The sequence below is a fragment of the Streptomyces sp. 5-10 genome (assembly GCF_014712245.1).
In the GTDB taxonomy this organism is placed as follows: Bacteria; Actinomycetota; Actinomycetes; order Streptomycetales; family Streptomycetaceae; genus Streptomyces; species Streptomyces violaceusniger.
In genome coordinates this window covers 87,583-111,766 of sequence record NZ_JACVYG010000021.1, presented here as the reverse complement: position 1 = coordinate 111,766, position 24,184 = coordinate 87,583, and the positions used below count along the sequence as shown (strand labels likewise).

The window sequence follows — 24,184 nt, the reverse complement described above, 5'->3', positions numbered from 1 at the left end:
GTACCAGCTCACCACGGATGGCTCCCCGTGGCGACCGGGCGCGGAACGCGGTCCCGGCGGCGGCTCCTTGTCCACTCCCTGAGAATCGACGCGCGGAGCGTTCAGGCGCTGGTTAATCTGACGACAGATCCGGTTCAGCCGACACGAGGGAGTGTGCGGTGACCCCCGAACACACACAGAGCGACGACGCGCGCGCCGATAACAGCGGGCGGTTCGTGCAGGCCGCCGAGGTGGGCAGTCTGGAGGTATGGGCGCGGTCCGCGCCGATCCGACTCGCCGGTTACGAGGACGACCTCGCCGAGCCGCACATCCTCCAGAGCGTGGACTGATGGCCCGGCGCATGCGCTGAGAGCGAGGGAGGACACCGGTCCCCCGGCCGCGACCGCTGGCAACAAGCGGACATCCCGGCCGTCGACCGGTCGCCTCCCTCGCCTGACGGATCACCCTTCTGGCTCAGCTACCAACTGGTAGTTAAGTCCTTCACCCCCGCGATACCGGACCGGGCTGGTGTGCGACCGATGCACATGGCAGGATGCATCGCGCGGCGTCGTCCGCCTTAACCAACCGTGAGGGTGTGCGAGCCCGGGGAGCAGCCGTGAGGGGGCGCAGATGGCAGTGGGTGGAGACAGGTCACCGGACGCCACCGGCAGCCCGCTCGCGGACCGGCTCAACTACCTGTTCACCACCATGCACCCGCCGGGCGCGCCGTACACCAACGCGCATGTCGCCGAGGAGATCAGCGGCGGCGAGGAGTACGGCGGGGTGAGCCTGACCGAGCAGTATCTGTCGATGCTGCGCAACGGCAGGCGCACCAACCCCAGCCCGGATGTGCTGCGGGCGCTCGCCAAGTTCTTCGCCGTGCCCGTCGGTTATCTGCTGGGCGATCTGTCGCCTTCGCAGGCGGAGCGGGTCGAGGAGGAGGTACGGTTCCTCGTCGCCATGCGCGACAAGCGGGTCCGCAGCATCGCGCTGCGCTCCGTGGGCCTCCCGCCAGAGGTCCAGGACAGTCTCACCACGATCATCTCCCAGTTCCGGCAGCAGATGAACCTTCCGCCCGAGCCGCCCGGTACGAACGGGGCCGGGGAGCCGGACGGTTCGGGCGGTCCGGACGGCGGGGCGACGAATGGCCGACGATGACCCGGAACTGTTCTCCTCCTGGCGGCGGACCGGAAACGAGGGTGGTACAGGCATGCGAGTGGGCCGGATGCGGCGGCGGTGCAAGCAGCTCATCAAGGAGCTCGGGCTGCCCGCCTCGACCGATCTGCCCGGTCTGTGCGAGGTCGTGGCCCGCCGCGTGGGACGCCCGGTGCACCTGGTGCCGATGAGTCTGGGCGGCGTGGTCTCGGGCATGACCGCCTCCACCGACGAGGACTACTGGATCTTCTACGAGCTCAGGACGTCCCCCTGGCACCAGATCCACATCGTGCTGCATGAAATCGGCCATCTGCTGCTCGGACACGAGCAGGACCCGGCGGTCACCGAGGACGCGCTGCGGATGTGGACGCCGTCGGTCGATGTGACCACCGCGATGCGCCGGCTGGGGATGACCGCGGACTTCGCCCGCCACCACGCTTATGACAACCTCACCGAGCGCGAGACCGAGGTGCTGGGCACCCTCCTGATGGAGCGTGTGGTGCCGACCTCGCCGGACCACGGGCCGCCGCTCCAGGGCCGGGCCGCCGAACTCGCGGCGGCACTCGGCCCGGCGCTGCGCCATGTGCGCACCGACGGGGCCGACCGTACCGATGGCGCACGCGGTGAACCGGGCGGTGACACCGGTGTTTGACCTCGTCTATCTGTGCTTCGGCGCCGCCGCCTGGGCGATGGCCGGTTACAAGGCCCGGGCCTGGTTCCGCGACCGCGCCAACGCCGATCTCGGCCTGGCGTGCGTGATGACCGCGGCCGTGGCGAATGTGTTCCTGCTCTCCGCGCCCAGCGTCTACCGCTGGTTCGACGGGCTGGTGGGCGTCGCCAATCTCGCCATGGTCCTCCTCTACTCCTCCGTCGTGGTGTTCGCCACCGGCGCCCTGGTGCTGCTGCTGCGCTGGACGGGCTCCGCGGTGCCGCCCCGCGCGGTGGTCGCCGCCGTGGCCGTGGCGTGGACGGTCGCCATCGTCGGCTTCGCGGTGGGCCGTCCGGACGCCGTGGAGCACCCCCGCGACTTCAGCACCGCCTACGCCGACGCCCCCGGAGTGGTCCTCTTCCTGGTGCTGTATCTGGCCATTTTCGGAGCCGGTCTGGCGGGGCTCGGCATCCTGTGCCCGCGCTATGCCGCCAGCCTGCGCGGCTCATGGCTGGCCCGGGGGCTGCGGGTGCTGGCCGCCGGATGCTGGCTGGGACTGGCGTACTGCGCCTGCAAGCTGATCGGTTTCGTCTTCTCCTGGGCGGGCCATGAGCTGTACTGGCTCTCCAACGGAGTGGCCCCGCTGACCGCGTCGGTCGCGGCGCTCCTGGTGCTGGCCGGTTTCGCCATCCCCGCCGTGGGGCCGCGGGCCTCCGCGTGGCGCCGCTTCCGGAGGCTGCGGCCGCTGTGGCGGGAGGTCACCGCGCAGGCCCCCGAGGTGTCCATGGGCCAGTCCCGCTGGAGCGGCTGGTGGCCGTTCGCGGACCTGGAGTGGCGGGCCAACCGCCAGATGGCGGAGATCCGGGACGTCCAGCGCGGCGTACGGCGCCATGTGGAGGCCCGCGTGCTGGAGATTGCCCATGTCAAGGGCGGCGCGGCGCGACTCGACGATTGGCAACTTGCTGCCGTAGTGGAAGCAGCGGCGCTCAGACGCGGTTTGCTGAACCAAGCAAACGGACATGTGCCGGAGTCCGCGGCGGACAGCGTGGTGGTGACGACGGGGGCCGAACTGGTGGAGGAGCACGAGCACCTGGCCCGCGTCGCCGACGTCTACCACCTGCCGCTCGTGGACGAGGTGCTCGCGGAACTGAGGGAGGAGACCGCCGCCCGGCGGCGGTGAACGGGGGGATCACAGACGAGGTGGCCCTGGACGGGGGTCGGGGCCGCCCGTGGCACAGGCGGCGCCGGGGAGATTCAGCCCCGGCGCCGCCTCCCGGCCACCACTCTTCACCACCGGCGTGTACATCGCCTGGACGGGCTGGAATGGCCCGCCCGTCCAGGAGCCGAGGACGCCACGGCCTAGAGTCGGGATTCATGCAGAACACCGCGAACGCCGCCGGAACGGACGGCCCGGAGCTCGTTGACACCGCCCCGCTGATCGAGGACCTCTATCCGGCCCTGGCCGAGCTGCGCGAGGCCGGCCCGGTCCACCGGATCGCCGGCACCGACGGACGCCCCGCCTGGCTGGTGACCCGTTACGAGGACGTGCGACGGCTGTTCGCCGATCCGCGCCTCGCCCTGGACAAGCGCCACGCCGCGCCGGGCAACTACAGCGGCTTCTCCCTGCCGCCCGCCCTCGACGCCAATCTGCTCAACATGGACCCGCCGGACCACACCCGGGTGCGCCGGCTGGTGGTCAAGGCGTTCACCCCTGGCCGCGTGGAGAAGATGCGCGAACCGGTCCGCCGGGTCGCCGAGGAACTGCTCGACGCCATCGAGCCTGACGGCCGCGCGGACCTCCTGGCCGCCTACGCCGGGCAGTTGCCCATCATCGTCATCTGCGATCTGCTCGGCGTCCCGCAGCGCGACCGGCGCGACTTCCGAGCCTGGAGCGACGCCCTGATCACCCCCGATCCGGCGCGGCCGCGGGCGGCGAAGGAAGCGGTCGGCAGCATGCTGCGCTTCTACACCGAGCTGATCGCGAAGAAGCGCGCCGAGCCCGCGGACGATCTGCTCTCGGATCTGATCCGGGTCCGTGACGACGAGGCCGGGGACGGCGACGGCGACGGCAGGCTCAGCGAGGACGAACTGACCTCGCTCGCCTTCCTCATCCTCCTCGCGGGCTACGAGAACACCGTCCACCTCATCGCCAATGCGGTGCTCACCCTGCTCGACCACCCCACGGTGCTCCAGGAGCTGCGCGCGGATCCCAGCGGTCTCGCGGCCGCCTTCGACGAGCTGGCGCGGTACGAGGGCCCGGCGTCGCTGGGGATCCGCCGCTTCCCGCTGGAGGACATCGAGATCGGCGGTGTGACCATCCCCGCCGGGGAGACGGTGCTGCTGTCGGCGGCCTCGGCCCACCGTGACCCGGCCCACTTCAAGAATCCGGACGAGTTCAATCCACATCTTGGCCGGACCGGTCACCTTGCGCTCGGCCATGGCATCCACTACTGCCTCGGCGCGCCACTGGCCCGAATGGAGATGGAAACCGCTCTGGCCGCGCTGCTTCGCCGTTTCCCGGGGCTGCGGCTGGACGTACCGAGGGACCAGCTCCGGTGGCGGCCGACGATCCGCGCGCGTGGCCTGATCTCGCTGCCTGTCGCATGGTGAACGGGAGAAGCGAACAGGTTTTTGATGCATAACCCCCCGCCGATGCGGTAAAAAGGTTCCGAGCCCGCCCGGTGTGCATCCCCCGTCGCACCGGGCGGGCCTCTGTATGCCCGGGTCGTCGGGGCATGCCCGGGGCGTCGACGGCATGCCCGGGTCGTCGGCGACGGACCGGCACACGTTCCGCGTCCACGCCGGGCCCATGACCCTCACCCACCCCGGTCGTGGGCGGCCGGTACCCCGGAAATCCCTAGTGCTCACCCCTGAGATCACTAGAGAGTAAGCTCACAGCCCGCACCACTGCTCCGGCTTTAGCGGACCCCATTAGCCTCCTCCTATGACGGTCCTGCCCGACGGGCTTCCCCTAGCCGACGAATTCCCGGAAGTGACGCGAGACCAATGGCGCCACCTCGTCGAAGGCGTGCTGCGTAAAACCGGCACCTCGGACGCCGTGGGCGCCGAGGCCGAAGAGGCACTCGCGACCGCACTCGAGGACGGAATCACCGTCCGCCCCCTCTACACCGCCGACGACGCCCCCGAGGACGCCGGATTCCCCGGCTTCGCGCCCTTCGTGCGCGGCGGCCGGGCCGAGGGCTCCGCCGTGTCCGGCTGGGACGTGCGCCAGCGCCACGCCCACCCCGATCCCGCGCGCACCAACCAGGCGATCCTCGCCGACCTGGAGAACGGCGCCGGTTCGGTCTGGCTCGCGGTCGGCGCGGCCGGGGTGCCCGTGGACGCCCTGCCCGAGGCGCTGAAGGGGGTCTATCTCGACCTCGCCACCGTCGCCCTCGACGCGGGCGCCGACTTCGAGGACGCCGCCCGCGCCCTGCTGCGGCTCTACGCCGGCCGCGAGGTGCCGCCCGGCGCCGCGCTCGGCAACCTCGGCGCGGACCCGCTGGGCCTCGCGGCCCGTACCGGACGCGACGAGGGCCTGGCCGGGCAGCTGGCCGCCGCCGCCGACCTCGCGCTGACCTGTGACCGCGACCACCCGGGGGTGCGGGTCTTCGCCGTGGACGCGCTGCCGTACCACGAGGCGGGCGCAGGGGCCGCCCAGGAGCTCGGCTGCTCCCTCGCCGCCGCCGTGGCGTATCTGCGCGCCCTCACCGGGGAGGGGCTGAGCGTCGAAGCCGCCTGCGCGCAGTTGGAGTTCCGCTACGCGGCCACCGCCGACCAGTTCCTCACCATCGCCAAGCTCCGGGCCGCCCGGCGCCTGTGGGCGCGCGTGGCGCAGGCGTGCGGCGCGCCCTCCCCGGCGCGCGCCCAGCGCCAGCACGCGGTCACCTCGCCGGTGATGATGACCCGGCGCGACCCCTGGGTGAACATGCTGCGCACCACCGTGGCCACCCTCGCCGCGGGCGTCGGCGGCGCGGACGCGGTCACCGTGCTGCCCTTCGACAGCGCCATCGGCCTCCCCGACGACTTCGCCCGCCGCATCGCCCGCAACACCTCCACGATCCTGCTGGAGGAGTCGCATCTGGCCCGGGTGATCGACCCGGCCGGCGGCTCCTGGTACGTCGAGAAGCTCACCGACGACGTCGCCCGCGCCGCCTGGGCCTGGTTCCAGGAGATCGAGCGCGCCGGGGGCATGGCCGCCGCCCTCGCCTCCGGGCTGGTGCGCGACCGGCTCGCCGAGACCTGGGCCCGCCGCGGCCGCGCCCTCGCCCGCCGCAAGGAGCCGATCACCGGCGTCAGCGAGTTCCCCAACCTCGCCGAGCGGCCCCTCGAGCGCGAGTCCGCGCCCGAGCAGCCCGGCGGCGGACTGCCGAGGGTGCGCCGCGACGAGGCGTACGAGGCGCTGCGCGCCCGGTCCGACGCCCATCTGGCGGCCGAGGGCGGCCGGCCCAGGATCTTCCTGGCCGCGCTGGGCCCCGCCGCCGCGCACACCGCCCGCGCCTCCTTCGCCTCCAACCTCTTCCAGGCGGGCGGGATCGAGGCGGTCCACGAGCCGGTCACGGTGACCGCGGAGACGGCCGCCGAGGCGTTCACCGCCAGCGGCGCCCGCGTGGCCTGCCTGTGCTCCAGCGACAAGCTGTACGCGGAGGAGGCGGCCGCCGTGGCCGAGCGGCTGAAGGCGGCCGGGGCGGCCCGGGTCTACCTGGCCGGACAGCCGGGGACACAACAGGAAGAGTACGAGCGGGCCGGAGTGGACGGATACGTCTTCGCGGGCTGCGACGCGGTCGAGGTGCTCTCCTCGGCTCTGGACACCATGGGGGTGGCGTGATGACGGGCTCTCCGGTCGAGCCCGGGAAGATCCCGGACTTCTCGGCGGTCGATCTGGACGGACCGGCCGAAGGCCCGGTGCCCAGCTCCGGTGACTGGGCCGCCGCGTTCCAGAACGGCGTGGGCAAGGGCGTGGAGGACCTGGTGTGGGACACCCCCGAGGGCATCGGGGTCAAACCGCTCTACACCGCCGAGGACCTCGAGGGCGTCGACTTCCTGGGCACCTACCCCGGTGCCGCGCCCTATCTGCGCGGCCCGTACCCGACGATGTACGTCAACCAGCCCTGGACCATCCGGCAGTACGCGGGCTTCTCCACCGCCGAGGAGTCCAACGCCTTCTACCGCCGCAATCTCGCGGCCGGCCAGAAGGGCCTGTCGGTCGCCTTCGACCTGCCCACCCACCGGGGCTACGACAGCGACCACCCCCGGGTCACCGGTGACGTCGGCATGGCGGGCGTGGCCATCGACTCCATCTACGACATGCGGCAGCTCTTCGACGGCATCCCGCTGGACCGGATGAGCGTGTCGATGACGATGAACGGCGCGGTGCTGCCCGTGCTCGCGCTCTACATCGTGGCCGCCGAGGAACAGGGCGTACCGCCCGAGAAGCTGGCCGGGACCATTCAGAACGACATCCTCAAGGAGTTCATGGTCCGCAACACCTACATCTATCCGCCGCAGCCGTCGATGCGGATCATCTCCGACATCTTCGCCTTCACCTCGCAGCGGATGCCGCGCTACAACTCCATCTCCATCTCCGGCTACCACATCCAGGAGGCCGGGGCCACGGCCGATCTGGAGCTGGCCTACACCCTCGCGGACGGTGTGGAGTACCTGCGGGCCGGTCAGGACGCCGGGATGGACGTGGACGCCTTCGCGCCCCGGCTGTCGTTCTTCTGGGCCATCGGCATGAACTTCTTCATGGAGATCGCCAAGCTGCGGGCGGCGCGGCTGCTGTGGGCCAAGCTGGTCAAGCAGTTCGACCCGAAGAACCCCAAGTCGCTCAGCCTGCGCACCCATTCGCAGACCTCCGGCTGGTCGCTGACCGCCCAGGACGTCTACAACAACGTGGCGCGCACCTGCGTGGAGGCCATGGCCGCCACCCAGGGCCACACCCAGTCGCTGCACACCAACGCCCTGGACGAGGCGCTCGCGCTGCCCACCGACTTCTCCGCGCGGATCGCCCGCAACACCCAGATCCTGCTCCAGCAGGAGTCGGGCACCACCCGGGTCATCGACCCGTGGGGCGGCAGCGCGTACGTCGAGAAGCTGACGTACGACCTGGCGCGGCGGGCCTGGCAGCACATCGAGGAGGTCGAGGCGGCCGGCGGCATGGCCAAGGCCATCGACGCGGGCATCCCCAAGCTGCGCGTCGAGGAGGCCGCGGCCCGCACCCAGGCGCGCATCGACTCCGGGCGCCAGCCGGTGATCGGCGTCAACAAGTACCGGGTCGACAGCGATGAGGCGATCGAGGTCCGTGCGGTCGACAACTCCGTGGTGCGCGCCCAGCAGATCGAGAAGCTGCGGCGGCTGCGCGCCGAGCGCGACGAGACCGCCTGCCAGGACGCGCTGCGCGCCCTGACCGCGGCCGCCGAGTCCGGTCCTGGCGCGGGCCTGGAGGGCAATCTGCTGGCGCTGGCCGTGGACGCCGCCCGCGCCAAGGCCACCGTCGGCGAGATCTCCGACGCGCTGGAGAAGGTCTATGGCCGACACTCCGGCCAGATCCGTACGATCTCCGGTGTGTACCGAGACGAGGCCGGACCGTCGTCCGGCGTGGACCGCACCCGCGCGCTGGTCGAGGCGTTCGAGCGGGAGGAGGGCCGCCGCCCCCGGATCCTGGTCGCCAAGATGGGCCAGGACGGGCATGACCGCGGCCAGAAGGTGATCGCCACCGCCTTCGCCGACCTGGGTTTCGACGTCGACGTCGGCCCGCTGTTCCAGACCCCCGAGGAGGTCGCGCGGCAGGCGGTGGAGGCCGATGTGCACATCGTCGGCGTGTCGTCGCTCGCGGCCGGCCACCTCACGCTGGTGCCCGCGCTGCGTGAGCAGCTGGCCGAGGCGGGGCGCGAGGACATCACCATCGTGGTCGGCGGGGTCATCCCGCCGCAGGACGTCCAGACCCTGCACGAGGCGGGCGCCGCCGCCGTCTTCCTGCCGGGCACGGTCATCCCCGACGCCGCTCACGACCTGGTGCGGAAGCTGGCAGCCGACCTCGGCCACGAGCTGTAATGCCACGGACGATCGACATCGAGGAGTATGCCAAGGGCGTGCTCGACGGCAAGCGCGCGTACATCGCGCGTGCGATCACGCTCGTCGAGTCCACCCGCCCCGACCATCACGACCTCGCCCAGCGGCTGCTGGTCGAGCTGCTCCCGCACACCGGCGGGGCCCGGCGGATCGGCATCAGCGGGGTGCCCGGCGTCGGCAAGTCCACCTTCATCGACGCCCTGGGCACCATGCTCACCGGGGTCGGCCACAAGGTCGCGGTCCTGGCCGTCGACCCCTCGTCGACCCGCACCGGCGGCTCCATCCTGGGCGACAAGACCCGGATGGAGCGGCTGGCGGTGGACCCGGGCGCCTTCGTGCGGCCCTCGCCCAGCGCCGGGACGCTGGGCGGGGTCGCCCGCGCCACCCGGGAGTCCATGGTCGTCATGGAGGCCGCGGGCTATGACGTGGTGCTGGTGGAGACCGTGGGCGTGGGCCAGTCCGAGACCGCGGTGGCCAACATGGTCGACTCCTTCCTGCTGCTCTCCCTGGCCCGCACCGGCGACCAGCTCCAGGGCATCAAGAAGGGCGTCCTGGAGCTGGCCGACGTGGTCACCATCAACAAGGCCGACGGACCGCACGCGCGGGACGCGAAGTCGGCGGCCCGTGAACTGGCGGGCGCGCTACGGCTGTTGCAGCCGCCGGACGCGCCCTGGAACCCGCCGGTGCTCACCTGCAGCGCCCGCGAGTCCACCGGGCTCGACGTGGTGTGGGAGCGGTTGGAGCAGCACCGCCGGGTGCTGGAGGCCACGGGCGCGCTGCGCGCCAAGCGGCGCGACCAGCAGGTGGACTGGACCTGGTCGATGGTGCGCGACCAGCTGCTCGCGCGGCTGCACGCCCACCCCGAGGTGCGGCGGCTCGGGCCCGAGCTGGAGCAGCGGGTCCGCGAGGGCGCGCTGACGGCCACGCTGGCGGCGGACCGGCTGCTGGAGGCGTTCCAGGGCCCGGCCGACGGTGGAGTGACCCAGATCCCGGCCGACGGTGGAGCGTTCCGGGCCCCGGCGGACGGTGGCTGAGGCGCCGCTGCCGGACGCCGCGCGGGTCGGGCCGTTCTTCGCGCTGCGCACCGGCAGCGGCGATCCGGGCGCGGAGGGGTACGCGCGGATCGGCGAGGCGTACCGGCTGACCGGTGCGGGCGCCGCCGGGCCGGTGTTGCGTGCCCGGGTCGAGGCGGTCGCCGCGAGCCTGCGCACCGATGAACCGAGGGTCGCGGCCTCGCTGGTCTTCCAGGGGATCGCCGCCCGGGTGTGGTCGCTCGCGCTCGGCCCGGCGGCCCTCTCCGGCGAGGTGTCCCTTCTCCGGCCCGACCGGCTGTGGTGGAACCCCGGGCGTGTCGCCCCCGACGACCTGTGGTGGCCCGGCGCGCCGTCGGTGATGGGCGAACCAGGAGGACTCGCCGGTCACGTGGGCACCGCGGCGTTCGCCCATCTGATGCCGCTGCACCGTGCCGTCGAGCGGGCGTACCGGGTCTCGGAGCGGCTGCTGTGGGGCAACGCGGCCTCGGCGCTGGCCGGTTCGCTGCGGGTGCTGCACGACTGGTGCCGGGCGCACGGCCTCCCCGAGGCGGCGGACCGGGCCGTCGAGCTGGCGAGCGCCCAGCTCGACTACCCGCCGCTGCGCGACGTCGGCGCCCTCAGCACCGCGCCCCTCGGCTACCGGCGCCGCACCTGCTGTCTCTACTACCGGGTGCCGGGCGGCGGGTTGTGCGGCGACTGCGTCCTGCGCGAGGCGCCGGGGCGGGGGAGCGGGCGCGGGACACGGGGGTGAGGCGGACGGCCTCCCGAGGCGGACGGTCTCCCAAGAGGCCCGGTCTCCCGAGGCGGACGGTCTCCCAAGGGGCACGGTCTCCCGGTGGAGACGGCCTCCCGATGGGCCGATACGGTGAGCGAATGCCGAAGAACGAGAACGTGTTCTCATCCTGGCGGGGCTGGTGCGGGCGCGTCACTTCCCGTCTGGTCCACCGTGGATGGCGCGCCGTACAGCGGGCCGGCGCGGTGACCGCCGAGCGCCCCGGCCCGTACCGCTTCGGCCGCATCGGCGTCGGCACCCGGCTGGCGTTCCCCCAGGGCACCGTCTTCGGCGAACCGTGGATCGAACTCGGCGAGCACTGCGTCATCGGCGAGCAGGTGACCCTCACCGCCGGCATGATGCCCGGTGTGGACCTCGGCCCCGAACCGGTGCTGCGCATCGGCAACGGCGTGGTGCTGGGCCGGGGCAGCCATGTGATCGCCTCCGTACGCGTGGAGTTCGGCGACGATGTCTTCTGCGGCCCGTACGTCTATGTGACCAGCGACAACCACTCCTACGACGATCCGGACCAGCCCATCGGCCGCCAGTGGCCACGCTCCGCGCCCGTCCACATAGGCCCCGGCAGCTGGCTGGGCGCGGGCGCGGTGATCCTGCCGGGGGCGCGGCTGGGCCGCAATGTGGTGGTCGCGGCGGGCGCGGTCGTACGGGGCGAGGTGCCCGACCACGCCGTGGTGGCCGGTGCGCCGGCCCGGGTCATACGGCGCTGGGCCCCGGACGAGGGCTGGCAGCCGCCGCTGCGCACCCCGGCGCCGGTGCCGATCCCCGAGGACATGACCGTGGAGCAACTGCTCGCGCTGGCGGAGCTGGAGCGGGCCCGCGAGCAGGACCGGGAGCGGGCCCGCGAGCAGGACCGGGAGCTGGAGGGGCGCGAGCAGGAGCGGGAGCCGGGGGCGGGGGCGTCGTAGCAGGTCAGTAGAGTTTCATGGACCGTCCCCGATCCGCGAAGGTGACCACCGTGAGCCCGCCGCCTCCCCCCGTGACCGTGATCGGCATCGGCGCCGACGGCTGGGAGGGGCTCGGCCCCGCCGCCCGCGAGGCGCTGCGCACGGCCGAGGTGGTCATCGGCGGACGGCGCCATCTGGGCCTGCTGCCGCCGGAGTGCCCCGGTGAACGGGTGGCCTGGCCGTCCCCGCTGCGCCCCGCCGTCCCCGGGCTGTTCGCCGCGCACACCGGGCGGCGGATCTCCGTGCTGGCCAGCGGCGACCCCATGTTCTTCGGCATCGGCCGCACCCTGGCCGAGCTGCTGGGCGCCGAGCGGCTGCGGGTGCTGCCCCATCCGTCGTCCGTCTCCCTGGCCTGTGCGCGGCTCGGCTGGGCACTGGAGGAGACCGAGGTGGTCAGCCTCGTCGGCCGCCCCCTGGCCACGCTGAACCGTGAGCTCTACGCCGGACGGCGGCTGCTCGTGCTCAGCGCGGGCGCCGACACGCCCGCCGAAGTCGCCGGGTTGCTGGGGGAACGCGGCTTCGGCCCGAGCCGGATGCGGGTGCTGGAGCGGCTGGGGAGCGCGGGGGAGCGCTGGGTGGAGGGCACGGCCGAGGAGTGGCCCCATCCGCCCGGCGACCCCCTCAACGTCATCGCCGTCGACTGCGCCCCGGCGGACGGCACCCGGCCGTCGGCGCTCACGCCGGGGCTGCCCGACGCGGCGTACGACCACGATGGCCAGCTGACCAAGCGCCATGTGCGGGCCGCCACCCTCGCCGCGCTCGCTCCCGCCCCCGGGGAGCTGCTGTGGGACGTCGGCGGCGGCTCGGGCTCCATCGCCGTGGAGTGGATGCGCGCCCACCGCACCTGCCGGGCGGTCTCGGTCGAACGCGACCCGGTGCGCGCCGAGCGCATCGGCCGCAACGCCGCCGCGCTCGGTGTGCCCGGGCTGACCGTCGTCACCGGCGCCGCCCCGGACGCGCTGGCCGGACTGCCCGCACCCGACGCGGTGTTCATCGGCGGCGGCCTGACCGCCCCCGGAGTGCTGGCGGCGTGCTGGGCGGCCCTGCCGCCGGGCGGCAGGATCGTGGCCAACACCGTGACCCTGGAGTCCGAGGCGCTGCTCGCCGACTGGTACCGCCGCCACGGCGGCGACCTCGTCCGCCTCGCCGTCTCCCATGCCACCCCGGTCGGGGGGTTCACCGGCTGGCGGCAGGCGATGCCGGTCACCCAGTGGGCCGCCGCCAAACCGCTCGCTTCCCGGGGCCCTGGCGGGGACGCCGCCGATCCCGAGGGATCCGTCGAAGCCGCTCAAGGAGAAACACGATGACGGTGTACTTCATCGGCGCGGGCCCCGGCGCCGCCGATCTGATCACGGTGCGCGGCGCCCGGACCCTGGCCCGCTGCAGGGTGTGTCTGTACGCGGGCAGTCTGGTGCCCCGTGAACTCCTCGCCGAATGCCCGCCGGACGCACGCCTCGTCGACACCGCCCAGCTCGACCTGGACCAGATCACCGCCGAGCTGGTCGCCGCCCATGAGGCGGGCCACGACGTGGCCCGCCTCCACTCCGGCGATCCGTCGGTCTTCAGCGCCGTCGCCGAGCAGATGCGCCGCCTCGACGCGGTCGGCGTGCCGTACGACGTGGTCCCGGGCGTCCCCGCCTTCGCCGCCGCGGCCGCCGCGCTGAAGCGCGAGCTGACGATCCCGACCGTCGGCCAGACCGTCATCCTCACCCGCATCGCCCAGCAGGCCACCCCCATGCCGGACGGCGAGGACCTGGCCACCCTGGGCCGCGGCGGCGCCCTGCTCGTCCTGCACCTCGCCGCCCGCTATGTGGACCGCGTCGTCGCCGAACTCCTCCCGCACTACGGCGCCGACTGCCCGGCCGCCGTGGTCGCCATGGCCAGCCGCCCCGACGAACTGGTCCTGCGCGGCACCCTGGACGACATCGCGGCCCAGGTGAAGGCGGCAGGCGTGGTCCGCACCGCGGTCATCATCGTCGGCCGAACCCTGGCCGCCGCCCAGTTCCCCGACAGCCACCTCTACTCCCCCACCAGGGCCCGCCCCTGCGCCCCCGGCTCCCGGCCCACCAGCTGAGCCTTTCGCTCCCGGCAGGCGCCCGTGCGCGGTTTCGGGTGTGCCGCGCCGCGCGTGGCGCGCCGTGTCCGCGACGGTGAGGGCATCGGCGCCGCGCGTGGCGGACCGCGGAGTGGGCGCGTTCCGCGCCCCTGCGGCCCATGGGACCGGGTGCGACAGGCGCCCGCCCCGGTGGCGTGCGGCGGGCTCGTGCGGGCCATGCTGCCGTTGGCACGCTATGGCCGCGGTGGCGATGGCGGCGACGTCATGCGCGACGGCCCGCGGCGTGAGCTCGGTGACCACACCCCTCGGCGTGTCGGGCCGCGCCATGACGCGCGCGGCGGGCCGTGTGCGGCCTCACATGGGCGGGGTGGCGCATGGCGCGTCGCGTCCGGGGCGAAGGTGGCGGCGCCGTGTGCCGTGGGACGAGTGGTGGCTGCTGCGATCCGCACGCCCGGCCTGGGGGACGGGGCGAGGAGGGTACCCGCCCGCGGTGGCGCGCGGCGGGCGCCGGTGCGGTGCCCCGTGCACGGCATTGCTCGGGCGTGTTGTGCGTGGCGCTGAGTCCGTGGTGACGAGGGCGGCCTCGTGTGCGGCTGCCCGCCCGGGGCGCCAGTGTGGTGGGCGCGGTGGCCGGTACGCTTCTCCGGCGTGTCGTGCCGACGGCCGGAGCCGTCGGCACCGGCGGGCGGGGCCGTCGGCACCGGCGGGCGGGTCGTGTCGCGCCTCGGGTGACCGGCGGCGGTACCGTGCGGTGCCGTGTGACGTCGCGTTGGGGTGTGTCGGGCCGAAGTGTGTCGGGCCGAAGGGGGGCGGTACACCGCCGCACATGGCGTGGCGCGCCACGCGCGACGACGGGGTCAGCCGTCCCGGGGGCCGCGCGGGTCGGCGCGGCCCACGATCGTGCCGGCGCGGTCGATGCAGATGACGTCCACCGCCACCGGCGCCCCGCGCAGCACCCCGAGGGCCGTGTCGCGGGCCGCCGCCGCGACCAGGTCGCCGAGCGGGACGCCGCGGGCGGTGCACAGCTGTACCGCCTCCAGGCCGGTGTTGGCCGTGGCCACCGCCTCCGCCAGCTGCTCGTCCGCCCCTCCCCGGCGGGCCAGGTCCGCGAGGAAGCCCTTGTCCACCTGGGACCGTGAGGAGTGCAGGTCCAGATGGCCCGCGGCCAGTTTGGAGAGCTTGGCGAAACCGCCGGCGACCGTCAGCCGGTCCACCGGGTGGCGGCGCAGATACTTCAGGACCGCGCCCGCGAAGTCGCCCATGTCCAGCAGCGCGTCCTGCGGCAGCCCGTGCACGGCCACCGCCACCTTCTCGGACGTCGAGCCCGTACAGCCCGCGACATGCGTGCGCCCCGCCGCGCGGGCGACATCCACCCCGCGCCGGATGCTGTCGATCCAGGCCGAGCAGGAGTAGGGCACCACGATGCCCGTCGTGCCGAGGATGGACAGCCCGCCGAGGATGCCCAGACGCGGATTCCAGGTGGAGCGGGCGATCTCCTCCCCGTGGTCCACGGAGATCTCGACCTCGACGTCACCGGTTCCGCCGTGCCGGGCCGCGACCGAGGCGATGTGGTCGCGCATCATCTGGCGCGGCACGGGGTTGATGGCCGGTTCGCCCACCGCGAGCGGCAGCCCGGGCCGGGTGACCGTACCGACGCCCGGACCGGCCCGGAAGACCACTCCGCTGCCGGGCGGCAGCCCCCGTACCGTGGCCCTGACCAGCGCGCCATGGGTCACATCCGGATCGTCCCCCGCGTCCTTGACGACCGCGGCCATGGCCCGGTCCGCCGTCAGCTCCTCGGCGGCGAGCGCGAACGCCGGCCGCTGCCCCCTGGGCAGTTCGATGGTCACCGGATCGGGGAACTCCGCGCCCAGCAGCGCGGTGTACGCGGCCGTCGTCGCGGCGGTGGCACACGCCCCCGTGGTCCAGCCGTGGCGCAGCCCCGACCGCTCCAGCTGCGCGCCGCGCCCCCCGGTGGCCTTGGCCGTCGTCTCCGCCTCAGCCATGGGCGGGCCGCCGCGCATACGATGACGGGCGCACGGACGACGAAAGGCACCCGATCCCGATGAACAGCGCACCGGCGCGCCATGTGCTCATCCTCGGCGGCACCACCGAGGCGCGCCGCCTCGCCGAGGAGCTCGCCGACGACCCCGCGCTGCGCGTCACCAGCTCCCTCGCGGGCCGGGTCGCCGCGCCGCGGCTGCCCGTGGGGCAGGTGCGGATCGGCGGGTTCGGCGGCGCCGAGGGCATGGCCCGCTGGCTCCGCGAGCACCAGGTGGACGCGCTCATCGACGCCACCCATCCTTTCGCCGACACGATCAGTTCCCATGCGGCCCGGGCGGCCGCAGACGTCCATGTTCCCCTGCTCGCCCTGCGCCGCCCCGGCTGGGTCCCCGGTCCGGGCGACCGCTGGCACTCGGCCGGCTCGCTGGCCGAGGCCGCGCGGCTGCTGCCGGACCTGGGGGAGCGGATCTTCCTCACCACGGGACGGATGGGCCTGGCCGCCTTCGCCCATCTGACCGGGCAGTGGTTCCTGGTCCGCTCGGTCGACGCCCCCGAGCCGCCGGTCCCGCCCCGGATGGAGGTGATCCTCGACCGCGGCCCGTTCACCCTCGAGGGAGAGGCGGAGCTGCTGCGCCGCCATCGCATCGAGGTGCTGGTCACCAAGGACAGCGGCGCCCACGCCACCGCCCCCAAACTCGCCGCGGCCCGCGCCGCCGCCCTCCCGGTCGTCGTCATCCGCCGCCCACCCGCCCCCCAGGACATCCCGGTGGCCGAAACCCCGACCGAAGCCGCCGCCTGGCTGCGGACGACCCTGGCCTGAGCCCGGGCGCCGCACACCAGGAGCCTTCCGGACGCTACGCCTCCGGGTAGCGGCGCGGGGTCCAGACGATGTCGGTGCCGTCGCCGCGGCGGACCGTGCGGGTCTGGGAGGAGCCGACGAGGAGGATCGTGCGCATGTCGACCTGGGCCGGGTCGAGGTCGGCCAGGCGGACGATGCGCACCCGTTCCCCGGGGCCGCCGATGTCGCGGCCCAGCACCACGGGCGTGTCGGGGGCGCGGTGCTCCAGCAGGAGTTCGCGGGCCTTGCCCACCTGCCAGACGCGGCTGCGCGAGCCGGGGTTGTAGAGGGCGAGCACCAGGTCGGCCGCCGCGGCGGCGCGCAGCCGCTCGGCGATGACCTCCCAGGGCTTGAGCCGGTCGGAGAGGGAGATCACCGCGTAGTCGTGGCCGAGCGGGGCGCCGGCCCGGGCGGCGGCCGCGTGGGCCGCCGTCATACCGGGGACGATCCGCACCGGGACCTCGCGGTAGGGGTCCTCGCAGGCGGCCTCCAGGACGGCGGTGGCCATGGCGAACACGCCCGGGTCGCCCGAGGAGACCACGGCGACACGCCGGCCCCGCCGGGCCAGGTCGAGCGCGAACTCCGCGCGTACGGCCTCGACCTTGTTGTCGGAGGCGTGGCGCCGCTGGCCCGGCCGTACCGGAACCCGGTCCAGGTACGTGGTGTAGCCGACGAGGTCGTCGGCGGCGGCCAGTTCGCCGCGCGCCTCGGGGGTGAGCCACAGCGGACCGGCCGGGCCAAGGCCGACGACCACGACCTCGCCGGGGCGGTCGGACGCACCGCCCGGCGCGTCCCCGCGGTCGCCGTGCGGCGCGTCTACGCGGTCGTCGTGCGGTGTGTCACCGCGGTCGTCGTGCGGCGCGTCCACGCGGTCGCCGCTCGGCGTGTCCCCGTGGGCGCCGCGGTCACTGTGCGGCGCGTCCACGCGGCTCGGCAGCACCGCCATCGAGAAGTACGGCACCGACTCCGGGTCGACCTCGGCCAGCGGGGCGGTCCGCTCCGCGCTCATCGTGGCGCGCTCCACATAGCGCGCGTCCGCGAGCCGTCCCGACCGCTCCAGCGCCCGCCGCACCGTCGGGAAGGTCCGGCCGAGCTTCATCACGGCCGCCGCGTCCGCCGTGGCCAGCCGTGCCGTCAACTCCTCCTCCGGCAGCGTGCCGGGGAGGACCGTCAGCACCTCCTCGCCCTCCACCAGCGGTGTGCCGAGCCGGGCGGCCGCGGCGCTGACCGAGGTGACACCGGGGATGACCTCGGTGGGGTAGCGGTCGGCGAGCCGCTTGTGCATGTGCATGTACGAGCCGTAGAAGAGCGGATCGCCCTCCGCGAGCACCGCGACCGTGCGCCCCGCGTCCAGATGCGCGGCGAGCCGGGCGGCCGCGTCCGTGTAGAACTCCTCCATGGCGCCGCGATAGCCGCCCGGATGGTCGGTGGCCTCCGTGGTGACCGGGTAGACCAGCCGCTCCTCGATGTGGTCGGGCCGCAGATGGCGCTCGGCGATGGAGCGCGCGATGCTGCGCCCGTGCCGGGCGCTGTGGTACGCGATGACATCGGCCGCGGCGATGACCTCCACGGCGCGTACGGTCATCAGGGAGGGGTCGCCGGGGCCGAGCCCCACACCGTAGAGCCGGCCCGTCTGCTGCTCGCTCACTCTTCCTCGCTCGCTATCGCGTTGATCGCGGCCGCGGCGATGGCGCTGCCGCCGCGGCGGCCGTGCACCACCAGGTGGTCGAGCGCCGCCGGATGCCCGGCCAGCGCCTCCTTGGACTCGGCCGCGCCGATGAAGCCCACCGGCACCCCGATCACGGCGGCCGGGCGCGGCGCGCCCGCCCCTCCTTCTTCGATCATCTCCAGCAGCCGGAACAGCGCCGTGGGCGCGTTGCCGACCGCCACCACCGACCCCTCGAGCCGGTCCCGCCACAGCTCCAGCGCGGCGGCGCTGCGCGTGGTGCCCATGCGCCGCGCCAACTCCGGTACGGCCGGGTCCGACAGGGTGCAGATCACCTCGTTGTCGGCGGGCAGCCGCTTGCGGGTGACCCCGCTGGCCACCATGCGCGCGTCACAGAGCACCGGCGCGCCGGACCGGAGTGCGGCGCGGGCGCGGGAGACCACCTCGGGGGTGTACGCGAGGTCCTTGACCAGGTCGACCATGCCGCAGGCGTGAATCATCCGCACCGCCACCTGGCTGATGTCGGCGGGCAGCCCGCCGAGGTCGGCCTCGGCGCGGATGGTGGCAAAGGACGCGCGGTAGATGGCCGCCCCGTCCTTCTCGTAGTCGAACACGGTGTCCTCGATCATGTCGTTCCACGGGCCGCCGCGACGGCGCCGGCCAACTGCTCTGCTGTCACTTCCACGCCGTCCTCCGCCTCCGGCGTGTCTCCCCTCGCGCCGCCGCGCACGGTGACCCGATAGCGCGTGTCGCCGGTCGCCAGCGCGTCCACCCAGCGGCCCCCGGGGTGGCCACAGCGCCGTTCACAGCCCGAGACGTACACCGGCAGCGGATCGGGCGCGCCCTGGCGGTCGCCGCCGGACGCCGTGCCCCCGACCATGCGCGTCGCGTGGGCCCGCACATCCGCCAGGGACTTGGCGCAGCCGGTCCGTCCCGTGCACGCGCCCACCCCGAGCCACGGCGAGTCCGGCATGGTCACCAGCCCCGCGTCGGACAGTTCCGACAGGGCACCGCGCGTGTCGTCCGGGGCGAACCCGGGGAGCACCACGCCGCGCCAGGGTGTCATACGCAGCTCATCCGCCCCGCTCCGGGAGGCGAGCCCGGCGAGCAGCCGCCACTGCGCGGCGCTCACCCGGCCCAGGGGGAGGGCGACGGACAGCGCGTGGCGCCCGTCCGGGCCGGGGACAAGACCGGGGGCGGGGGGTGCGGCAGAGGCCGCCGGCCGGTGCTTCGTCCGTACGGCCTCGATGCCCGCGTCGGCGAGTCGCGCCGTCAAGCCGTCGGTCGTCACGGCGTGTTGTGCGGGCAGTTCACGTACCCGCCACGCCCGGGTGCCGCTCTCCCGCGCCCTCGCCAGGAACTCCACCGCGGCCAGCGCGGCCGCCCGCGCCGCGTCCTCGCTCCGCACCCACACCTCACCGCCCGCGGCGGCCCAGCCCGTGGCGACGCTCGCCACGCCCGCACCCGCCCGCGCCGCCCCGACCCGCAGCACCGCTCCACCACCAGGCGTTGCGATCAATGTCACATCCGCGCCCAACGCGGCCACATCGCCACGCCCATCGTCCAGCGCGAACAGAAACCTGCCCGACAAGCCCGACAATTCCCCGCGCCCCGCCAGCGCGTCGACGGATGCCTCGTCGCACAGCACGGCGTCCAACTCCCGCACCCACGCCACCACATCGGCGTGCCCGCCACCGTCCAGGCCGGACAGCGGCGACGCCACGATGTTGCGCACCCGGTCATGGCGGTCCGAGGGCAGCAGTCCGGCCACCCGCAGCCGGGCCGCGAGCTCGGCGCCGCACCCCGCCGCCAGGCCGCGCACCTGCGCATTGCCCCGTGAGGTGATGTCCAGCCGCCCGTCGCCCAGCTCCTCGGCCACCCGCCCCAACACCTGCGCCTGACGGGCCGTCAGCAGCCCGCCCGGCACCCGGATCCGGGCCAGCGCACCGTCGTCCGCCGGGTGCAGCCGCAGCGCACCCGGACAGGCGTCATCGCGTCCGCGCACGGGGGTTTCATCCCCGGATGGGGTGGTTGTCGGGGGGAGGGACATGGCGGCGAGCATACCGACGATCCGCTCCGGCCCACCGCCCCGGCCGGGCCGGAACTCATCGCCCCGTGGCAGGTCAGCAACGCTTACTATGCTTCAGCGGCGGGTCGGTCCCGGCCCGCCGAACGCAACAAGACGGCACTCACGGTAGGAAGCCGGTGGAAATCCGGCGCGGTCCCGCCACTGTGAGCGCGGCGGCTGCCGAAACGGCAGCGGACGCGCGAGCCAGGAACTGCCGCCGTCTTCAACCCGCCCGGGGCGCGGACCCCGAGGAAGGCATGCCGTCGCATGATTCTGCTGCTGTCGACGTCCGACACCGACCTGCTCAGCGCCCGTGCCGCCACGGGCCCGGTGCCGTACCGCCTCGCCAACCCGGCCCGCCTCGCCCTGGAAGACCTCCCCGGCCTGCTCGACGGCGTCGAACTCGTCGTCGTACGGCTCCTCGGCGGCATCCGCGCCTGGCAGGAGGGGCTCGACACGCTGCTCGCGGGCGACCTGCCCGTCGTGGTCCTCAGCGGTGAACAGGCCCCCGACGCCCAGCTCATGGAGGCGTCCACGGTCCCGGTCGGCATCGCCGCCGAGGCCCACGCCTACCTCGCCCACGGCGGGCCCGCCAACCTGGGCCAGCTGGCCCGGTTCCTCTCCGACACCGTGCTGCTCACCGGGCATGGCTTCGAACCGCCCGCGCCCGCGCCCACCTGGGGTCCGCTGGAGCGCACCGCCCGCGCGGCAGACCCCGCCGACGCCACCGGCCCGACCGTCGCGGTGCTCTATTACCGCGCCCACCACATGAGCGGCAACACCGCCTTCGTGGAGGCCCTGTGCCGGGCCGTGGAGGACGCCGGGGGCCGCCCGCTGCCGCTGTTCGTCGCCTCCCTGCGCGCCCCCGAACCCGAGCTGATCGAGGCCCTCGGCGTGGCCGACGCCATCGTCACCACCGTGCTCGCGGCCGGTGGCACCCGCCCCGCCGAGGCGTCCGCGGGCGGTGACGACGAGGCGTGGGACGCGGGCGCGCTCGCCGCGCTCGACGTGCCCGTACTCCAGGCGCTGTGCCTGACCTCGCCGCGCGCCGCGTGGGAGGAGAACGACGAGGGTCTTTCGCCGCTGGACGCCGCGACCCAGGTCGCCGTCCCCGAGTTCGACGGGCGGCTCATCACCGTGCCGTTCTCGTTCAAGGAGGTGGACGAGGACGGGCTGCCGGTCTATGTCGCCGACGCCGAGCGCGCCGCGCGTGTCGCCGGAATCGCGGTGCGACACGCCCGGCTCCGCCACATCCCCGCCGCCGACAAGCGCCTCGCGCTCGTCCTCTCCGCCTACCCCACCAAGCACTCCCGGATCGGCAACGCCGTCGGCCTCGACACCCCCGCGAGCGCCGTCGCCCTGCTGCGCCGACTGCGCGCTTCAGGTTATGACCTCGGCCCCGAGGAGGGGCCGGACGCGCTCCCGGGCCTGGTCTCCGGCGACGGCGACGAGCTGATCTACGCCCTCATCGAGGCGGGCGGCCACGACCAGGAGTGGCTCACCGAGGAGCAGCTGGCCCGCAACCCCGTCCGCATCCCCGCCGCCGACTACCGCCGCTGGTACGCCACGCTGCCGCAGGAGCTCCGGGACGCGGTCGAGGAGCACTGGGGCCCGCCGCCCGGCGAGATGTTCGTGGACACCAGCCGCGACCCCGAGGGCGAGATCGTGCTGGCCGCGCTGCGCCGCGGCAACCTCCTGGTCGTCATCCAGCCGCCGCGCGGCTTCGGCGAGAACCCCATCGCCATCTACCACGACCCCGATCTGCCGCCCTCGCACCACTACCTGGCCGCCTACCGCTGGATGGCCACCCCGCGGGCCGACGGCGGCTTCGGCGCCGACGCCATGGTCCACCTGGGCAAACACGGCAACCTGGAGTGGCTGCCGGGCAAGAACGCCGGACTGTCCGCCGCCTGCGGCCCCGACGCCGCGCTCGGCGATCTGCCGCTGATCTACCCCTTCCTGGTCAACGACCCGGGCGAGGGCACCCAGGCCAAGCGCCGCGTCCACGCCACCCTGGTCGACCACCTCGTACCGCCGATGGCCCGCGCCGACTCCTACGGCGACATCGCGCGCCTGGAGCAGTTGCTGGACGAGTACGCGGCCATCTCCGCGATGGACCCGGCCAAGCTCCCCGCCATCCGCGCCCAGATCTGGACCCTCATCCAGGCCGCCCGGCTCGACCACGACCTGGGCCTGGAGGAGCGACCGGACGACGACGGCTTCGACGACTTCCTGCTGCACGTCGACGGCTGGCTGTGCGAGGTCAAGGACGCCCAGATCCGGGACGGACTGCATGTCCTGGGCGCCGCCCCGACCGGGCCCGAGCGCGTCAACCTCGTCCTGGCCATCCTCCGCGCCCGCCAGATCTGGGGCGGTACGTCCGCGCTCCCCGGCCTGCGCGAGGCGCTGGGCCTGGACGAGTCGGCCGCCACCCGCACCGGCGCCGACGAGGCCGAGGAGCGGGCCCGGGCGCTGGTCCAGGCGATGGAGGACGCCGCATGGGCCCCGGAGGCCGTCGAGAAGGCCGTCCTCACCCTGCCCGGCGAGCAGCGCCCCGCGGTCTCCGCGGTCCTCGACTTCGCCGCCCGCGAGGTCGTACCCCGGCTGGCCGCCACGACGCACGAGATCGACCACGCCGTGCACGCGCTGAACGGCGGCTTCGTCCCGGCCGGGCCGTCCGGCTCGCCGCTGCGCGGACTGGTCAACGTGCTGCCGACCGGCCGCAACTTCTACTCCGTCGACCCCAAGGCCGTGCCCAGCAGGCTGGCCTGGGAGACCGGCCAGGCGCTCGCCGATTCGCTCCTGGAGCGCTACCGCGCGGACAACGACGGTCAGTGGCCGAAGTCCGTCGGCCTCTCGCTGTGGGGGACGAGCGCGATGCGCACCTCCGGCGACGATGTGGCCGAGGCGCTGGCACTGCTGGGCGTTCGCCCGGTGTGGGACGACGCCTCGCGGCGAGTAACGGGACTCGAACCCGTACCCCTCGACCAGCTGGGCCGCCCGCGGGTCGATGTCACCCTGCGCATCAGCGGGTTCTTCCGGGACGCCTTCCCGCACGTCGTCGGGTTGCTGGACGACGCCGTACGGCTCGCCGCCGCCCTCGACGAGAGCGACGAGGACAACTACGTGCGCGCGCACACCCGCGCCGACCTCGCCGCACACGGTGACGAGCGCCGCGCCACCACCCGGATCTTCGGCTCCCGCCCCGGCACTTACGGGGCCGGGCTGCTCCAGCTCATCGACAGCCGCGACTGGCGCACCGACGCCGACCTCGCCGAGGTCTACACGGTCTGGGGCGGCTACGCCTACGGCCGCGGTCTGGAGGGACGGCCGGCGCGCGAGGAGATGGAGAGCGCCTACCGCCGGATCGCGGTCGCGGCCAAGAACACCGACACGCGCGAACACGACATCGCCGACTCCGACGACTACTTCCAGTACCACGGCGGCATGGTGGCCACCGTGCGCGCCCTGAAGGGCACCGCGCCCGCCGCGTACATCGGCGACTCCACCCGCCCCGAGACGGTCCGCACCCGCACCCTCCACGAGGAGACCTCACGGGTCTTCCGGGCCCGGGTGGTCAACCCGCGCTGGATCGAGGCGATGCGCCGCCACGGCTACAAGGGCGCCTTCGAGCTCGCCGCGACGGTCGACTACCTCTTCGGCTACGACGCGACCACGGGCGTGGTCGCCGACTGGATGTACGACAAGCTCGCCCAGACCTATCTGCTCGACCCGGAGAACCGCGCCTTCCTGGAGGAGGCCAACCCCTGGGCGCTGCACGGCATGGCCGAGCGGCTGCTGGAGGCCGAGAGCCGCGGGCTGTGGGACGAGCCCGACCCGGAGGTGCTGGAGCGGGTGCGGGAGCTGTACCTGGAGACGGAGGGCGGCCTGGAGGGCGGGGACGACGAGTAGGCGCGTCCGCCG

General features: G+C 74.0%; 18 protein-coding genes and 1 riboswitch. Of the genes, 14 read left to right on the top strand and 4 right to left on the bottom strand.

The features are described from left to right. Positions 1 to 158 precede the first annotated feature (158 nt). The 12 genes from IEJ02_RS23330 (at position 159) to cobM (ending at position 13,702) form a co-directional block, all read left to right on the top strand. Complete coding sequence (locus IEJ02_RS23330) at positions 159 to 329, top strand: hypothetical protein (RefSeq protein WP_191066641.1); 171 nt, start codon at positions 159 to 161, stop codon at positions 327 to 329. Positions 330 to 609: 280 nt separating this feature from the next. After that, positions 610 to 1,137, top strand: coding sequence for a helix-turn-helix domain-containing protein (locus tag IEJ02_RS23325; RefSeq protein WP_191066639.1), 528 nt, complete (start codon positions 610 to 612; stop codon positions 1,135 to 1,137). Then, the gene (locus IEJ02_RS23320; protein WP_191066638.1) at positions 1,124 to 1,786 is read left to right on the top strand and encodes an ImmA/IrrE family metallo-endopeptidase; all 663 of its coding nucleotides are present in this window, start codon (positions 1,124 to 1,126) and stop codon (positions 1,784 to 1,786) included. Before IEJ02_RS23325 ends, IEJ02_RS23320 begins: the two co-directional genes overlap by 14 nt. Next, the gene (locus IEJ02_RS23315) at positions 1,779 to 2,963 is read left to right on the top strand and encodes an MAB_1171c family putative transporter (protein ID WP_191066675.1); all 1,185 of its coding nucleotides are present in this window, start codon (positions 1,779 to 1,781) and stop codon (positions 2,961 to 2,963) included. Before IEJ02_RS23320 ends, IEJ02_RS23315 begins: the two co-directional genes overlap by 8 nt. A 194-nt stretch (positions 2,964 to 3,157) precedes the next feature. Further along, positions 3,158 to 4,393, top strand: a complete 1,236-nt coding sequence (locus IEJ02_RS23310) for a cytochrome P450 family protein (RefSeq protein ID WP_191066637.1) — start codon at positions 3,158 to 3,160, stop codon at positions 4,391 to 4,393. A gap of 334 nt (positions 4,394 to 4,727) precedes the next feature. Then, positions 4,728 to 6,611, top strand: coding sequence for a methylmalonyl-CoA mutase small subunit (mutA, locus tag IEJ02_RS23305; protein WP_191066636.1), 1,884 nt, complete (start codon positions 4,728 to 4,730; stop codon positions 6,609 to 6,611). After that, positions 6,611 to 8,839, top strand: a complete 2,229-nt coding sequence (scpA, locus tag IEJ02_RS23300) for a methylmalonyl-CoA mutase (protein WP_191066635.1) — start codon at positions 6,611 to 6,613, stop codon at positions 8,837 to 8,839. The genes mutA and scpA overlap by 1 nt, the downstream gene beginning before the upstream one ends. After that, positions 8,839 to 9,891 (top strand): methylmalonyl Co-A mutase-associated GTPase MeaB, encoded by a 1,053-nt coding sequence (gene meaB, locus IEJ02_RS23295; protein WP_191066634.1) that lies wholly within the window; start codon positions 8,839 to 8,841, stop codon positions 9,889 to 9,891. Before scpA ends, meaB begins: the two co-directional genes overlap by 1 nt. Next, a complete protein-coding gene (locus IEJ02_RS23290; RefSeq protein ID WP_191066633.1) occupies positions 9,884 to 10,642 on the top strand; it encodes a (2Fe-2S)-binding protein in 759 nt (252 codons plus the stop codon). Before meaB ends, IEJ02_RS23290 begins: the two co-directional genes overlap by 8 nt. Positions 10,643 to 10,764: 122 nt before the next feature. Then, positions 10,765 to 11,589 (top strand): acyltransferase, encoded by an 825-nt coding sequence (locus IEJ02_RS23285; RefSeq protein WP_191066632.1) that lies wholly within the window; start codon positions 10,765 to 10,767, stop codon positions 11,587 to 11,589. A gap of 50 nt (positions 11,590 to 11,639) precedes the next feature. Further along, the gene (gene cbiE, locus IEJ02_RS23280) at positions 11,640 to 12,935 is read left to right on the top strand and encodes a precorrin-6y C5,15-methyltransferase (decarboxylating) subunit CbiE (RefSeq protein ID WP_317985885.1); all 1,296 of its coding nucleotides are present in this window, start codon (positions 11,640 to 11,642) and stop codon (positions 12,933 to 12,935) included. Continuing rightward, on the top strand, positions 12,932 to 13,702 hold the full coding sequence (gene cobM / locus IEJ02_RS23275) for a precorrin-4 C(11)-methyltransferase (protein WP_191066630.1): 771 nt from the start codon (positions 12,932 to 12,934) through the stop codon (positions 13,700 to 13,702). The genes cbiE and cobM overlap by 4 nt, the downstream gene beginning before the upstream one ends. A gap of 839 nt (positions 13,703 to 14,541) precedes the next feature. On the opposite strand, the gene IEJ02_RS23270 is transcribed toward cobM, so the two are convergent. Next, positions 14,542 to 15,690 (bottom strand): cobalt-precorrin-5B (C(1))-methyltransferase, encoded by a 1,149-nt coding sequence (locus IEJ02_RS23270; protein ID WP_191066629.1) that lies wholly within the window; start codon positions 15,688 to 15,690, stop codon positions 14,542 to 14,544. A gap of 59 nt (positions 15,691 to 15,749) precedes the next feature. Here IEJ02_RS23270 and IEJ02_RS23265 point away from each other — a divergent pair, with 59 nt between their 5' ends. Continuing rightward, on the top strand, positions 15,750 to 16,508 hold the full coding sequence (locus IEJ02_RS23265) for a cobalt-precorrin-6A reductase (protein ID WP_191066628.1): 759 nt from the start codon (positions 15,750 to 15,752) through the stop codon (positions 16,506 to 16,508). 34 nt (positions 16,509 to 16,542) lie between these two features. Here IEJ02_RS23265 and IEJ02_RS23260 read toward each other — a convergent pair whose 3' ends face one another. From IEJ02_RS23260 to cobG, 3 genes are read right to left on the bottom strand one after another with little or no spacing between them, the layout of a single operon-like run. Then, positions 16,543 to 18,174 carry a precorrin-2 C(20)-methyltransferase gene (locus IEJ02_RS23260; protein ID WP_191066627.1) on the bottom strand — a complete coding sequence of 544 codons (1,632 nt, stop codon included), beginning with the start codon at positions 18,172 to 18,174 and terminating at the stop codon, positions 16,543 to 16,545. Next, the gene (locus IEJ02_RS23255) at positions 18,171 to 18,821 is read right to left on the bottom strand and encodes a precorrin-8X methylmutase (RefSeq protein WP_037957978.1); all 651 of its coding nucleotides are present in this window, start codon (positions 18,819 to 18,821) and stop codon (positions 18,171 to 18,173) included. The genes IEJ02_RS23260 and IEJ02_RS23255 overlap by 4 nt, the downstream gene beginning before the upstream one ends. Beyond that, the gene (cobG, locus tag IEJ02_RS23250) at positions 18,818 to 20,254 is read right to left on the bottom strand and encodes a precorrin-3B synthase (RefSeq protein WP_191066626.1); all 1,437 of its coding nucleotides are present in this window, start codon (positions 20,252 to 20,254) and stop codon (positions 18,818 to 18,820) included. Before cobG ends, IEJ02_RS23255 begins: the two co-directional genes overlap by 4 nt. Positions 20,255 to 20,388: 134 nt before the next feature. Continuing rightward, a riboswitch (cobalamin riboswitch) is annotated at positions 20,389 to 20,473 on the top strand. 54 nt (positions 20,474 to 20,527) lie between these two features. On the opposite strand from cobG, the gene cobN reads away from it, so the two are divergent. After that, on the top strand, positions 20,528 to 24,172 hold the full coding sequence (cobN, locus tag IEJ02_RS23245) for a cobaltochelatase subunit CobN (RefSeq protein ID WP_191066625.1): 3,645 nt from the start codon (positions 20,528 to 20,530) through the stop codon (positions 24,170 to 24,172). The last annotated feature ends 12 nt before the right edge of the window (positions 24,173 to 24,184 follow it).

Coding starts and splice junctions, on each gene's coding strand:
- IEJ02_RS23325 (WP_191066639.1), top strand. CDS start 610: ATGGCAGTGGGTGGAGACAGGTCACCGGACGCCACCGGCAGCCCGCTC.
- IEJ02_RS23320 (WP_191066638.1), top strand. CDS start 1,124: ATGGCCGACGATGACCCGGAACTGTTCTCCTCCTGGCGGCGGACCGGA.
- IEJ02_RS23310 (WP_191066637.1), top strand. CDS start 3,158: ATGCAGAACACCGCGAACGCCGCCGGAACGGACGGCCCGGAGCTCGTT.
- mutA (WP_191066636.1), top strand. CDS start 4,728: ATGACGGTCCTGCCCGACGGGCTTCCCCTAGCCGACGAATTCCCGGAA.
- scpA (WP_191066635.1), top strand. CDS start 6,611: ATGACGGGCTCTCCGGTCGAGCCCGGGAAGATCCCGGACTTCTCGGCG.
- meaB (WP_191066634.1), top strand. CDS start 8,839: ATGCCACGGACGATCGACATCGAGGAGTATGCCAAGGGCGTGCTCGAC.
- IEJ02_RS23285 (WP_191066632.1), top strand. CDS start 10,765: ATGCCGAAGAACGAGAACGTGTTCTCATCCTGGCGGGGCTGGTGCGGG.
- cobM (WP_191066630.1), top strand. CDS start 12,932: ATGACGGTGTACTTCATCGGCGCGGGCCCCGGCGCCGCCGATCTGATC.
- IEJ02_RS23270 (WP_191066629.1), bottom strand. CDS start 15,690: ATGGCTGAGGCGGAGACGACGGCCAAGGCCACCGGGGGGCGCGGCGCG.
- IEJ02_RS23265 (WP_191066628.1), top strand. CDS start 15,750: ATGAACAGCGCACCGGCGCGCCATGTGCTCATCCTCGGCGGCACCACC.
- IEJ02_RS23255 (WP_037957978.1), bottom strand. CDS start 18,821: ATGATCGAGGACACCGTGTTCGACTACGAGAAGGACGGGGCGGCCATC.
- cobG (WP_191066626.1), bottom strand. CDS start 20,254: ATGCTCGCCGCCATGTCCCTCCCCCCGACAACCACCCCATCCGGGGAT.
- cobN (WP_191066625.1), top strand. CDS start 20,528: ATGATTCTGCTGCTGTCGACGTCCGACACCGACCTGCTCAGCGCCCGT.